Annotated in this window: 11 protein-coding genes; 8 read left to right on the top strand and 3 right to left on the bottom strand. The window is 70.7% G+C overall.

Going from position 1 to position 12,490, the window contains the following annotated elements; translation table 11 throughout:
* Window position 1: 1 nt before the first annotated feature.
* The 7 genes from K7C98_RS26010 (at window position 2) to K7C98_RS25980 (ending at window position 7,777) form a co-directional block, all read left to right on the top strand.
* On the top strand, window positions 2–1,213 hold the full coding sequence (locus K7C98_RS26010) for a TlpA family protein disulfide reductase (protein WP_224194470.1): 1,212 nt from the start codon (window positions 2–4) through the stop codon (window positions 1,211–1,213).
* Window positions 1,210–2,418, top strand: coding sequence for a hypothetical protein (locus K7C98_RS26005; protein ID WP_224194469.1), 1,209 nt, complete (start codon window positions 1,210–1,212; stop codon window positions 2,416–2,418). The genes K7C98_RS26010 and K7C98_RS26005 overlap by 4 nt, the downstream gene beginning before the upstream one ends.
* A 21-nt stretch (window positions 2,419–2,439) precedes the next feature.
* Window positions 2,440–3,291, top strand: a complete 852-nt coding sequence (locus K7C98_RS26000; RefSeq protein ID WP_224194468.1) for a hypothetical protein — start codon at window positions 2,440–2,442, stop codon at window positions 3,289–3,291.
* A 12-nt stretch (window positions 3,292–3,303) separates the two neighbouring features.
* A complete protein-coding gene (locus tag K7C98_RS25995; protein ID WP_224194467.1) occupies window positions 3,304–5,025 on the top strand; it encodes a serine/threonine protein kinase in 1,722 nt (573 codons plus the stop codon).
* Window positions 5,022–5,669 (top strand): hypothetical protein, encoded by a 648-nt coding sequence (locus K7C98_RS25990; RefSeq protein WP_224194466.1) that lies wholly within the window; start codon window positions 5,022–5,024, stop codon window positions 5,667–5,669. Before K7C98_RS25995 ends, K7C98_RS25990 begins: the two co-directional genes overlap by 4 nt.
* A gap of 88 nt (window positions 5,670–5,757) precedes the next feature.
* Complete coding sequence (locus tag K7C98_RS25985; RefSeq protein ID WP_224194465.1) at window positions 5,758–6,123, top strand: cupin domain-containing protein; 366 nt, start codon at window positions 5,758–5,760, stop codon at window positions 6,121–6,123.
* A gap of 103 nt (window positions 6,124–6,226) precedes the next feature.
* On the top strand, window positions 6,227–7,777 hold the full coding sequence (locus K7C98_RS25980) for a leucine-rich repeat domain-containing protein (protein WP_224194464.1): 1,551 nt from the start codon (window positions 6,227–6,229) through the stop codon (window positions 7,775–7,777).
* A 237-nt stretch (window positions 7,778–8,014) separates the two neighbouring features.
* Here K7C98_RS25980 and K7C98_RS25975 read toward each other — a convergent pair whose 3' ends face one another.
* Both K7C98_RS25975 and K7C98_RS25970 read right to left on the bottom strand, forming a co-directional pair.
* Window positions 8,015–9,307 carry an amidase family protein gene (locus K7C98_RS25975; RefSeq protein ID WP_224194609.1) on the bottom strand — a complete coding sequence of 431 codons (1,293 nt, stop codon included), beginning with the start codon at window positions 9,305–9,307 and terminating at the stop codon, window positions 8,015–8,017.
* A 154-nt stretch (window positions 9,308–9,461) separates the two neighbouring features.
* Window positions 9,462–10,427 (bottom strand): helix-turn-helix transcriptional regulator, encoded by a 966-nt coding sequence (locus tag K7C98_RS25970; protein ID WP_224194463.1) that lies wholly within the window; start codon window positions 10,425–10,427, stop codon window positions 9,462–9,464.
* A gap of 62 nt (window positions 10,428–10,489) precedes the next feature.
* Here K7C98_RS25970 and K7C98_RS25965 point away from each other — a divergent pair, with 62 nt between their 5' ends.
* Window positions 10,490–11,035 carry a dihydrofolate reductase family protein gene (locus K7C98_RS25965; RefSeq protein ID WP_224194462.1) on the top strand — a complete coding sequence of 182 codons (546 nt, stop codon included), beginning with the start codon at window positions 10,490–10,492 and terminating at the stop codon, window positions 11,033–11,035.
* A gap of 157 nt (window positions 11,036–11,192) precedes the next feature.
* Here K7C98_RS25965 and K7C98_RS25960 read toward each other — a convergent pair whose 3' ends face one another.
* A complete protein-coding gene (locus K7C98_RS25960) occupies window positions 11,193–12,254 on the bottom strand; it encodes an alpha/beta hydrolase (protein WP_224194461.1) in 1,062 nt (353 codons plus the stop codon).
* Window positions 12,255–12,490 lie beyond the last annotated feature (236 nt).

The following is a 12,490-nucleotide window of genomic DNA, read 5'->3' as shown; positions in this document are numbered from 1 at the left end:
GATGCAAGATCCGCCCGTCGATGCCCGCGAGGTCGACCTCGAGGACGCGGCTACGCCGGAGCTCGCGGACGGCGACAGGACCGCCGGTCTGGAGGCGGAGGACGCCCGCGCGCGTCACAACCGGCTGGCCAGCTCGCGGCGACTGGTCCTCACGCTCGCGCTCGTCGGCGTGATCGTGTGGAGCTGGCGAGCGCTGCAGCAGTTCGAGGCGCGCTCGGCCCATCCGTCGCCGGCGCGGCGAGAGGTGGGGCCTCGCGTGATCGCGTCGACGCCGGTGGCCGAGCCCGAGAGCGAGCCGCACCGACCAGAAGAGGCGGAGCGGGTGCTGGAGGCGCTGCTGAAGGGCGTGCCGGTGCGAGCCTTCCTCGACGCCGAGGTCGAGCGGTTCGAGCAGGGGCAGACCAGCCGCGAGCGGCTGAGGGCCTCGGCGATCCTGGCCAGGCACGTGACGCTGGTCAACCTGTGGGCGACCTGGTGCGAGCCGTGCAACCGCGAGCTTCCTGGCCTTCGAGACATGTTCGAACGCGGGCGCCGTGAGCAGGGCTGGGGCGCCGAGACACGCTTCGTCGCGGTCATGGTCGACGACGCGTCGACGGCCGAGACGGCGCATCGCACGGTGCGCACGTCGCTGCCGGCCGACACCGTGTTCATGGTCGACTACGGCCTCAACGGCGGCGTACGCCCGACGCTCGAGCGCAGCCGGCTGCTGGTAAAGGACGCGAGCTTGCCGATCTCGCTGCTGTTCGACTGTCAGCGGCGGGTCCGCTGGCACCACGTCGGCGAGCTCAAGGCCGACGACTTCGCGGTGCTGTCGGGGCAGATCGATCTGCTGCGCGCGGAGCGGGGCACTTCCGCCTGTGCCGAGCCGAGGTCGCGCGCCGCGGAGGAGGAGACGCAGGCCGGCGCGAGCAAGGACTCGCCGTTCCTGCGCGCCGAGGAGGAGGGGACGCAGGCCGGCGCGAGCAAGGAACCGCCGTTCCTGCGCGATATCGACGACATCAACGCGAGCGTGGACGAGCCGGCGTCGGCCCGCGCCAGGGTGCGCGACTGCGGCGCGGGGCACCCGCTGCGCTGCGGCGACGGTTGCTGCGACCGCGGCGAGAACTGCCGCGATTGCGGGCGCGATTGCGGGTGCGAGCGCGGGGAGATCTGCGTGCACGTGCAAGAGCAGGCGCCGCGCTGCTCGATGGCGGAAGCGAGGGTGGGACCATGAGAGCCGCCCCTGCCTGCATCGTGTCGCTGGCGCTGGCGCTGTCGAGCGCGCCGGCGACGGCCAGGCCGGATCGCACCTCGCCGGCGCGACAGGCCGAGAAGTTGTACGAGGCGCGCAAGTTCACCGAGGCCGCGGCCGCGTTCGAGGCGCTCGCCGAGAGCCAGGTGAAATACCTGTACTTCGCCGGGCTGGCCTACGAGGCGCTGGGACACGACGCGCGGGCCATCCTGCACTGGGAGGCGGTGGCGGGAGCGGAGCAGGTCGAGGACCGACTGCGAGACCGGGCGCGTTCGCGGATCGAGCGAGCGAAGCGACGCACGACGACGCTGCGCGTGACGGTCTCGCCGATGTCGGCGGCGACCGGGACGAGCGCGCGGCTGGTGTTTCGTGGCAGCGGCGAGCGTGCACCGCTGGTGGTGCCGATCGAGCGCCTCGCGGACGGGGTCCAGCTCGAGAGCGGAACGTGGGAGGTGCAGCTCGAGAGCGCGTCGGCGGACCACGATGATGCGGTGGAGACGGTGGAGCTGCGGATCGAAGACGCCGAGAAGTCGGTCGACCTGGTCTTGCCCGCGCGCGAGCCAGTCGTCGTGATGGATCAGTGGCAGCCGGCGCCGCCGGAGCGCGAGCCCGTGGCCTCGCTGCCGCCGCGCCGGAAGCCCCCGTTGCGTCCGTTGGCGCTCGGCGCCGGGATCGCCGGCGGGGCGCTGGCGGTCGGCGGCGGGCTGGCGCTCGGCTTCGGCCGCGCTGCGGCGCACGCCTGCGCGTACTCGACGGAGTGCAAGCCGTTCGCCGTGCGCGCGCCCCTCGACGGCATGATGCTCGGCAGCCTGGCTCTCGGGGCGTCTGCGGGGTTCATCGTCACGTCGCTGACCGCGAACGCGCGGCGCGGCGAGCTGCGGCGACGGGCCTGGCTCGGTGAGGTCGCGCTCGGCGGAGCCCTGGCCGCGGCCGGGGCCGGAGTGGCGACGTGGTCGTGGTTCACGCGCCAGAAATCCCGGCTCGATGCAGAGGCCTTCGATCGCCTCGACCTGCACGGCTACGAGACCGAGGTCTACCCCGCCATGCTCCTGCTCGGGACAGGCGCGGCGCTGCTGGTCGGCTCGCTCGCCGGGATCGGGCTCGAGCGCCGTCGCGGCAAGACATCCGAGCGGTATGCGAGGAAGGCCCGCATCCGCAGCCTCGCTCCGCTTCAACTCGAATTTTAAAGAGAAGGTGAGGGATTCGCCATGACGAGCAGAAGTTTGACGGTTGTTCTTTCCCTCGGGTGCGGTTGCAACAGCTTGTACCTGCAGGACGACGGTGGTGCGGGCACGAGCACGGGTGCGGGCATCGATCTCTCGACCGGTGCGGACGCGACAACGACGGGAATCACCGAGGTGACCACGGGGGACTCGACGATGTGGATGGTGGCGTCGATCTCCAGCACGGGTGAGACGAGCACGAGCGAGACGAGCACGAGCACGTCAGACTCGTCGTCGGGAGGTACCTCCGAGACGACGGGGGACAATAAAGCTGGGCGACTCATGTTCTTGACCAGTGGCAAGTTCAACGGGAAGATGGAAGGGCAGAACGAAAACCTCGGCAATGAGGGACTTGCGATAAATCGAGCGAATTGGCGGTGCCAGAGCCTCGCAATGGACGCCTGCCTCGAAGGCACCTTCCAGGCTTGGTTGAGCACAGAGGTTTCCCACGCTGCGTCGCGTGTCGGCGCGAACGCCGAGCTAAACTCGCTCCAATTCGAGCTCGTCGGAGGAGGCGTCGTGGCGGCTGATTGGGATGGATTGACGAGCGGCTGGTTCTCAGAGCCGGAGAAGAAACTCCTCTCCGCTATCCTCAAGGATGAGACGGGAGCGGATGTATCCGAGGACGACAGTACGTTTTGGTCTTGGACGAAGCCGGATGGTTCGTGGCACAAGCCTTCATGCCCCGAACCAGAAAGCAACAAAAAGATGGCGGGGGGGATAGGGAAGGGAGCGCTGAAAGACAGCAAATGGTCCGCATTTCAGCCGGCAGATTGCCACACATTTCACCGGCTCCTTTGCATTCAGACGAGCTTCCAGAATCCCCCTGCCCCGTAAAGGACGACGATCATGATCGAGCCAGATCTCTCCGGCCGCCTCGTCAAAGATCGCTATCTCTTGCATCGGCAGATCGGTTCGGGCGGGATGGCGACCGTCTACGAGGCGACCGATAAGGAGCTGCACAAGCGTGTCGCCGTCAAGGTGCTCAAGGAGGTGTGGCGCAGCAACACCAGCATGGTCGCGCGGTTTCACTTCGAGCCGCGGGTGACGGCGCAGGTGCGGAACGAGCACCTGGCCGACGTCAGCGATCGCGGGATCACGGACGACGGCATCCCGTTCTTCGTCATGGAGTTCCTCGAGGGGAGGAGCCTGGCGCAAGAATTCAGCGACCGGCCGGGTCCGATGCCCTGGCTGCGGGTGGTCGAGCTGTCGCTGCAGATCTGCCGCGCTCTCGCGGCGATGCACGGGCAGGGGCTGGTCCATCGCGACGTCAAGCCCGGCAATGTCTTCTTGCTGCGACGCGGCGGTCAGACCGGGGATTTCGTCAAGATGCTCGACCTCGGGATCGCCAAGGCGGTCGATGCTTCGCGCGATCCGCAGGCGCATCCGCGGACGGGCACCGCGGAGAGCGCCCCGTTCACCCCGGAGTACGCGTCGCCCGAACAGGCGCGCGGCGAGAAGGTCGACGCGCGCAGCGATCTCTACTCCCTCGGGGTGGTGATGTACCAGCTGCTCACCGGGAGGCGTCCGTTCGTGCTGGGCGAGGGCGACGATCCATGGCACCTGCTCGAGAAGCACTGCAAGCAGCCGCCGCCGCCGATGGGATTCATCGCCCCCGATGTCGACATACCCGACAAGCTCGAGCACGTCGTCCTGCGTTGTCTGGAGAAGAAGGCCGCGGCTCGCTGGGCCAGCGCCGCACGGCTCGCCGACGCCCTGCGCGCGGTCGAGGCCGCCGAGCGCGAGGCACGGGAGCATGACGCGGGCACCAAGACGGCCCCGTATTACCCGCCCGAGCCGCCGCACGCGCTGCCGCGCGCGCTCCACCGGGCACTGATGCTGGCGCACGGCTTTATGTTGTTCTCGCTGTCGTGCATGACGATGGCGATGATCGAACTGCCAGGGGTGCGGGTGCTGGGCGAGCTCTTGCGACCGGTGGCGGAGGCGAAGCCGCGGTCGCCTGGGCCGGCGGTGGTCCTGGAGGTGGCGGACGAGCCCGACGCGCCGCCGGTCGAACGCCCGCCGGTCAAGACCCCCGAGGCCGGGCCCGTGTCGCCGTCCGAGCCTCTGCTGGCGAACGCGCCGAACATCGAGGCTCCGCTGCCGACGGCGCCGGAGCCCGAGCAACTGCCGACGGCGCCGAAGCCCGAGCCTGAACCGAGCGTCGACGCCGCAGAGGAGATGACGAGCAATTCGTCGCCGAAGTCCGTCGTACGCCCACGTGACGAGTCTCTCAGGCCCAAGGTCGGCGAGTCGACCGCCAAACCGCGGCCGCCCAAGAAACCGCCGCCCGACCCGAAAGCCTCGGCGCAACAGCTCGTGCAGAAGTTCCTCCGCAAGCACAAGGAGCAATTTGCGAAATGTGGAGAGAGGGTCGCGTTCGAGAAAGATTTCTCCGTGCAAATTTGGGCCGACGCGCAGGGTCGCATCACCGGGACCGGCGTCGTCACCGACGCGAACAGTATCCCGGGCAAGTGCATCCAAAAAGCCCTGCAGGGCCTGGTGGGTCGATCGATCGCCGGCATCAAGGCAGCAGGGCCGCATACCGCCATTGTGAGGCTCCCGCTATGATTCGATACGTCCACGGGCTGTTCATCGTCGTCGCTCTCGCGGTATTCGCCTCGACCGAAGCCGCGGCGGCGGCCGCCAAGGAGATCGACTGGAAGAAGGTGTTTCAGCGCGCATCCTCCCGCAGAGAGGCGCTGAAGGGCGAGGGCTGGTGCGGCGGCGTGCTCGAGAGCGACATGGACGCGCGGGGCAGGGTGTCGCGGGAGTACGCGCGCATCGCCGCCGTCCTCGACCACGGGGTGTACAGCCTCCTCGAATCCATGCCGGAGCACGTCGGCAAGGCGCCGACGATGGTCGAGGAGGCCGTGGACGCCTACGAGCAGTCGTTCGACTGCATGCCCAGCTACGACAATCGCCGCGTGCTCGCGGCCGCCGACGAGCTCCTCGCGTTCGCACAGGTGAAGCTCCAGGCGCGGCAACGCAGCGACGAGCAGGAGTACGTCGCACACTTCCAGGGCCTGCGCGACCGCCTCCTCGCCAAGGTGCCGCAGCGGCCGGTGATGCGCGATCTCTCGGAGTGTCAGAAGAGGCGCGAGCCGGAGGAGCCGCCGGCGCTCGACACACGGGGTTGCTCGCTGGGAGCGGAGCGCGCGAGCTGGCCGCTCGTGGCGGCGGCGCTGCTATGGGTCCGCCGTCGTCGTCGTTGACGCCGGCGGTCGGCCTCGGCGAGCGGGCCCGTTTCTTCGCGCTCGCCGGGGCACGCTCGAGTTGCGAGTCGGTGTTACGCTCGCCTTCATGAAGATCGGTCACGGCCCACCCTCGCAGCGGCAAGATCTGTTCGGCGGTCACGGCGAGGTCCTCGTCTGGGACCTGCTCGCCGGGCAGAGCGCGCCGCCGTTCACGTCGGTGCTGTCGTGCGTGCTCGCGGCGGGCGGCCACGTCGGCCGGCACGTGCAGCAGCGCGACTCGGAGATCGTGATCGGCCTGACCGGCTGCGGCGAGGCGATCGTCGATGGACGTGTGCTGCCGTTCGGTCCGGGCTCGGTGGTGTTCTTGCCGTTCCGCTCGTCGCTCGAGCTGCGCAACGAGCGGACCGACGCGCCGCTGCGATACTTGATCGTCAAGGCGACACCGGCAGGCGAATCATCGGCGACGGGCTGATGCACGAGGCGGCCGCCGGGCACGTCGCCACGTTCGTGCGGGACACCGCGCGCAAGCTGAGGGGCCTGGACGCCGCATGCGTGCGGCGGTAGCCTGAAGACGCATGCGCTGGTCGAATGCCGTCGCTCTGTTGGTCGCCTGTACGCCGCCGCCGCTCGGAGGCGACGCCGGCACCACGAGCGAGACCGGGACGACGACCACCACGGGCGCGGCGCCGACGACGACGACGGACGACGCCACCACGCTGACGGGCGAGGCGGGCGGCACGACCTCGTCGCCTCCGGTGGGCGAGTGCCCCGAGAGCGACGTTTTCCTGAAGACGCAGGACGACGTCGTCGCGGTGGCCGGCTGCGCCGAATTTCCCGGCGACGTCACCGTGGGGCGCGATGTCACCGACCTCGCACCGCTCGCGGGCGTGCGCCGGATCGCCGGCAGGCTGACCGTCGGCGGGTACACGCACGCTCTCGAGTCGATGCTCACCTCGCTCGACGCCTTCGCCGCGCTCGAGCACGTCGGCGGGCTCGAGCTGACGAACGTCGAGGTCGCCCATCTGCTGACGTTCTCCAACCTCACCGAGGTCCCGGGGTCCGTTGCCATCGTCGGCTTCAACCGCATCGACACGCTCGAGGGCCTCCACAACATCACGCAGATCGGCGGGCGCCTGCGGGTCTCGGGTTGCGATGGCCTGTCCGACCTGGCCGGCCTGCGCGGCCTGGAGCGCGTCGGTGCCGGGCTTCAGCTCGACAACCTCTTCATCACCGACCTCCACGGGCTCGAGTCCCTCACCACCATCGGCGAGCCCGGCGGCGAGCCGGCGCTGGTGTGGTTCGCCTATCTGCAACATCTGAACTCGCTCGACGGGCTCATGGTCCACTGGCACGACGCGATCGACTTCGCGCTGACGAACACCGCGGTCGCCGACCTCGGCGTGTTCGCCGGCGTGTCCGAGCTCCACGGCGTCGCCCTCGAGAGCAACCCGCTCACCAGCCTCGCGGGGCTCGAGTCGCTGACGCACGTGCGTGGTTCGCTCAGGTTCGTCGGAAATTACAACCTCGTCGACATCGGCGCGCTCGCGAATTTGCAGACTCTCGGGGGTCTCGACATCTCGAGCGCGCCCTTCGACGATCTGTCGCCGCTGGTGTCGCTCACTCATCTGGGCTCGTTGACCGTCAGCTACAGCAAATTCACCGACCTCGCGCCGCTGCCGGCGCTGCAGCAGCTCGGTCACGTCGATCTCTTCCTCAACAGTGAGCTGGTCGACCTGACGCTGCTGGCCGGCGTGACCTCGCTCGAGTCGCTGCGGCTGTACCACAACGACGCGCTGGTCGACATGCCGGAGCTGTCGGGGCTCGCCGAGGTGACGGGTGACGTGTACATCGGTGACAACGCGTCGTTGCCGGGCCTGGACGACCTCGCGGGGTTGAAGAGCATCGGCGGGCGGCTGGTGGTCGTCGTCAATCCCGCGCTGCCGCAGGCCGACGCGGTCGCCTGGGCCGACACGATCGAGGTCGCCGGCGACCGCAAGGTCGCCGGCAACAAGGACAGCGGCCCGCCGCTCGACCCGTGCCCGTGGAACGGCGACGGCGAGTGCGACCAGCCGTACGTCTGCGCCGATTTCACCGACGAGGACTGCTGTCAGGGCGCCTGCGAGTGATCGCAGCGTCGCGCTCCCGACCGCGAGGGCGCCGACGGAGTCCGCCGCGGTCCAGACGGATGCTGCAGGCGGCGAAACAGGCGCGCCGAAATCACCGAGGAAGCGGGGTGCGCCGGTTGCTCCATTCGGCGGCGCCGTCGCACCACCGCGAATGCGGCGGGGGTGAACGACAGGAGCGCCCCCGGCCCGGGGCGCTCGTGTCATGAATGATGAATGTCCCGAGGGACATATGATGAATCACCGCGGCGGGCGCGGGGCGGCGGCCAGGCCGGCTTGCTCGAGCAGGCCCGCGAAGCCGAGCGTCGTGAGGTCGGCGAACGGCGCGCCGATGACCTGCACGCCGGTCGGCAGGCCCTCGCGCGTCAAGCCCAGCGGCACCGCGGTGGCGGGCAGGCCGGGGTACGTGGCGACGCCGGGCCACGCCAGCTGCACGCCGAAGGGCGTCTCGGCGCCGTCGATGACGAGGCGGCGCGCCGCCCAGTCCGGGCGGTCGTCGTGCGGGAACGCGGTGACGCCGAACGGCGGGGTGAGGACCACGTCGACCTCGGCGAACAGCGCCCGCCACTGCCGGACCAGCCGCGCCTGCGCGTCCTTGAGCGCCATCCACACGTGCGCGTTCACGGGCGCGGCGTTCGGCGTGCCGCGCGTCATGATCGGCAGCAGCATCTCGCGGTAATCGGCGTGGGCCTGCGCCAGGTCGGGCAGGGCGTCGTGGCGGCGCAGCACCGTCACGCCTGCGCGGGCGAGCCCCTCGGCGAGCGCGGCGATCGGCTCGCGCACGCTGGCGTCGGTGGCCGCGTTCGGGTGGGCGTCGAGCACGAGCACGCGGTGCTCCGAGAGCACGCGGTGACGCGGCGGCGGCAGCTCCAGGCGATACGCCGAATCGTCGCCCGGGCCGGCGATCGCCGCGAGCGCGAGCGCGAGGTCGGCGGCGCTGCGAGCCATCGGCCCGACCACCGCGAGCTCGGGCTCGGCCCCGTTCGTGCCCGGGAACGAGTGCCCGGTCATCGGCACGATCCCGTAGGTCGGCTTGTGGCCGAACACGCCGCACAGGTGCGCCGGCACGCGGATCGATCCGCCGATGTCGGACCCGAGCTCGAGCGGCACCATGCCGGCCGCCAGCGCCGCCGCGGCCCCGCCGGACGAGCCGCCGGGCGTGCGCGTGGCGTCGTAGGGGTGGAGCGTGCGCCCGTAGACCGGGTTGGCGGCCTGCCAGTCGCCCAGCCCGACCGGCACATTGGTCTTGCCGAGGACGATCGCGCCGGCCGCCTTGAGCCGCGCCACCGCGACCGAATCGGCGACGACCGGCAGGGCCTTGAATTCGGCGAAGCCCCAGGTGGTCGGCAGGCCGGCGAGGTCGTTGGACTCCTTGACCGTCATCGGCACGCCGGCGAGCGGGAAGCGGCGCCGGTCGCCCCCCGCCGCGTCGAACGCCCGCGCCGCCGCGCGCGCGCGCGCGCGAAGTCGCGGACGACCACCGCGTGGACCGAGTCGTCGCGCGCCTCGATGCGGGCGATCGCCGCCTCGCAGGCCTCGAGCGCCGAGATCGTGCCGTCGGCGACGGCGCGGGCGGTCTCCCCCGCGGTCGCCTGATCGATGTCGAATCTTTCCATGCGTGCTGCCCTCCGAAGGGGCGCGAGGGTAGCAAGGCCGCCGCGGCGCCGCACCTCGTCCGTGGCGCCGGTCAGCACGGGTGATTGCGGCGCGCCATCTCGATCCCGACGAGGTGCAGGCGGCGGCGCAGCTCGGCGGGCGCGAGCACCTCGACGCCGCCGCCGAGGCCGGAGAGCTGGTCGGCCGCGACCTCCTCGCCCTCGAGCAGGAGGTCGAGCTCGCGCCAGCCCTCGGCGTCGGGAGGGCCTGCGTCGGCGAGCATGCGGCGGACGGCGTCGTGGGGGACCACGCGCGGCAGCGCCTTCTGGGCCGCGGGCGACAGGCGGACGCGGCAGGGATAGACGAGCAGGGATTGATCGAACGCCGCCGACGACGCGGTCCACCACGCGGCGAGGTCGAACTCGTCGGGCCGCACGAAGGCCTCGGCGAGCAATTCGGCGCGATCGATGCGGCCGACCCGGTAGGTGCGGATGTCGCCGCGCGAGCGCGCGATCAGGTACCAGGTGCCGGCCTTGAGGACGAGCCCGAGCGGGTCGACACGGCGGCTCGTCGGGCGTCCGCCGTGGCGCAGCTCGAGCTTGCGGCTCTCCCACACCGCGGTCGCCACGGCGGGCAGCGCCGCGAGCGGCTCGGGTCGCGCGAACCAGGCCGGCGCGTCGAGCAGGAAGCGCTGCCGGATCCGCCCGGCCCGGTCGCGCAGCTCCGCGGGCAGCGTGGCGTCGAGCTTGGCGCGGGCCGACAGGGCCACCGCGCCGAGGCCGAGGTCGGCGACCGCCTGCGGCGCGCCCGAGAGGGACAGCGCGCTCGCCTCCTCCGCGGTGAGACCGTCGAGCCGCGTGCGCCAGCCCTCGACCAGGCGGATCCCGCCGTGCGGGCCCGGCTCGGTCCACAGCGGGAAACCGGCGGCCACCAGCGCGGCGACGTCGCGGTAGAGCGTGCGCACCGAGACCTCGAGCTCCTCGGCGAGCTCGGCGGCGGTGGCCCGCCGGCGCCGCTGGAGCACGAGGAGCAACGCGAGGAGCCGGCTCGACCGCATGCGCGCATGATGCCGGAAAATTGCTGACAGGTCCTGTCAGGGTCTCGCGCCACGCTCTTCTCATGACGCGAACCCAGTACTTCGTGGCGGCCAGCATCGACGGCTTCATCGCCGACGCCGAGGGCGGCCTGCAATGGTTGTTTCAGTTCAACGACGTCGAGGGCGTCGAGGCTCACTACAAGACATTCCTCGCCGGCGTCGGCGCGCTGGCGATGGGCGCGGCGACCTACGAGTTCATCCTCGGCGAGGGGCTCAAGGAGTGGCCGTACGTCGGCATCCCGACGTGGGTGTTCACGCACCGCACGCTGCCGGGCTTCCCGGGCGCCGACATCCGCTTCACCGCGGACGACGTCGGCGCGGTGCACGAGGAGATGGTGCGCGCCGCCGCGGGCAAGCACATCTGGCTGGTCGGCGGCGGCAACCTGGTGGCGCAGTTCGCCCGCCGCGGCCTGCTCGAGGAGATCTGGCTCGCGGTGATCCCGGTGGTGCTCGGCGCCGGGGCGCCGCTCCTGCCGGCGGCGCTGCCGGGGCCGCTCGAGCTCACCGCGGTGACCCGATTCCCGCGCGGGATGATCGAGCTGCGCTACGTCGTGCCGCCGTCGCGCTGACGGGCGCGCGGCGCGACCCCGCCGCGGCGGACTTCGGTCGCGCCGCCTATGTACATAGGACGCAGCGGCTCGCGCGTCGCGGGCCGGGGCGCGCCGGGGGGTGAATCACTGCACCGTGATTCATCGGCGTCGGCGGTCGCCGCGCGAGCCGCTGCGTCTATTTGCCGACCGTCGCCGCGAGCCAGGCGTCGATCTGCGCCCAGCCCTCCTCGCGGTTGAGGTGGAGGTTGAGGTCGTGGCCGATGTCCGACAGCACCTGCACCGTGACGGAGGGCGAGCTGCTGTAGAAGGAGGCCTCCTCGGCGGCGACCGCGGCGGAGGCGATGATGTCGTACTCGCCGAGCTGCGTGAGCACGGGGACCTCGACCTGGTCGACCAGGGACAGGGCGTCGATGATCTCCGGGTCGCCGACGGCGAGCGCGCCCATCATGTCGAGGACGTCGAGCAGCAGCCCGCGCGGCAGCCCCGACACCATGTTGGCGTTGTCGTACGCGACCACGTCCGGGTCCGAGGTCGGCGGGTAGTAGAACAGCAGCTCGCGGACGGGCGGCGGGATCGCCACGTAAGGCTGTTGCAGCGGCTCGGCGAAGGCCTCGGGGTCGATCGGGATGATCCGGGGGGCGTGGGCCCATCCGGTCGCCACCAGCGCGTCGGCGACGGGGCCGTAATTGCCGAGCGCGTAGACCGAGGTGATCGTGCCCATCGAGTGGCCGACGAGCACGACCTTGTCGAAGACGAGGTCCCACAGCGAACAGGCGCCGCTCACCTGCCCCAGCACCTGATCCAGGGCGCTGGCGCTCTCCGCGAGGTCGACGAGATCGCCGGGCGGAGCGCTCGACGCGCCGGTGCCGGGCATGTCGAGGGCGAGGACCGCGTAGCACCGCTCGGTCATGTAGTCGGCGTACGAGTAGCGCTCGCCGTTGATCTGTGGGGCGTCCCAGTACTCGTGGTCGTATGTCCCCCCGTGAAGGAGCACCTGCAGGGTCCGATCGTGCAAGAGCCCGCACGTGCCGCCCAGCTTCATGGACAAATGCCCGGCGACGGTGTAGTCCTGATCGTCGGACAGCGTGACCACGAAGTCGACACGCTTGTTGATCGTGATGCTGGGTAGCAGCAATCCGGCCTCGGCAGGCGAGCTCGCCAGGAAGCACGCCGCCGCGACCATCAGTGCCCCTGCCGTCCGAGTCCCTCGTGTCCACGTCCGCTTGTGGTCTGTCATCACTCCGACCCTCCGATCAATCCGCTCCAACCGAGCCGTTCGGTCCATGTCGCGAGCACGCCGGCCGGCGACGATGTCCGCGAGCGCCTGTTCCTGGCGACTCGCGGGCCCCGGCGGCGATACCGCGCGGATCAACGTACCAAGCAGGCCGGGCCGTGGACAAGACAATTCGTCGGTCGTTTGCCGCGACATTCACGCGCGCTGCGGTGAATGTAGTCGCAGGGGGCAAGGGGGCT

It is taken from the genome of Nannocystis pusilla (assembly GCF_020073745.1).
GTDB lineage: Bacteria > Myxococcota_A > Polyangia > Nannocystales > Nannocystaceae > Nannocystis > Nannocystis radixulma.
This window is presented reverse-complemented; position numbering and strand designations above follow the sequence as displayed.

Bases quoted from the DNA above. Each gene is read 5' to 3' on its own strand.
- K7C98_RS26010 (WP_224194470.1), top strand. From the start codon at position 2: ATGCAAGATCCGCCCGTCGATGCCCGCGAGGTCGACCTCGAGGACGCG.
- K7C98_RS26005 (WP_224194469.1), top strand. From the start codon at position 1,210: ATGAGAGCCGCCCCTGCCTGCATCGTGTCGCTGGCGCTGGCGCTGTCG.
- K7C98_RS26000 (WP_224194468.1), top strand. From the start codon at position 2,440: ATGACGAGCAGAAGTTTGACGGTTGTTCTTTCCCTCGGGTGCGGTTGC.
- K7C98_RS25995 (WP_224194467.1), top strand. From the start codon at position 3,304: ATGATCGAGCCAGATCTCTCCGGCCGCCTCGTCAAAGATCGCTATCTC.
- K7C98_RS25990 (WP_224194466.1), top strand. From the start codon at position 5,022: ATGATTCGATACGTCCACGGGCTGTTCATCGTCGTCGCTCTCGCGGTA.
- K7C98_RS25985 (WP_224194465.1), top strand. From the start codon at position 5,758: ATGAAGATCGGTCACGGCCCACCCTCGCAGCGGCAAGATCTGTTCGGC.
- K7C98_RS25980 (WP_224194464.1), top strand. From the start codon at position 6,227: ATGCGCTGGTCGAATGCCGTCGCTCTGTTGGTCGCCTGTACGCCGCCG.
- K7C98_RS25970 (WP_224194463.1), bottom strand. From the start codon at position 10,427: ATGCGGTCGAGCCGGCTCCTCGCGTTGCTCCTCGTGCTCCAGCGGCGC.
- K7C98_RS25965 (WP_224194462.1), top strand. From the start codon at position 10,490: ATGACGCGAACCCAGTACTTCGTGGCGGCCAGCATCGACGGCTTCATC.
- K7C98_RS25960 (WP_224194461.1), bottom strand. From the start codon at position 12,254: ATGACAGACCACAAGCGGACGTGGACACGAGGGACTCGGACGGCAGGG.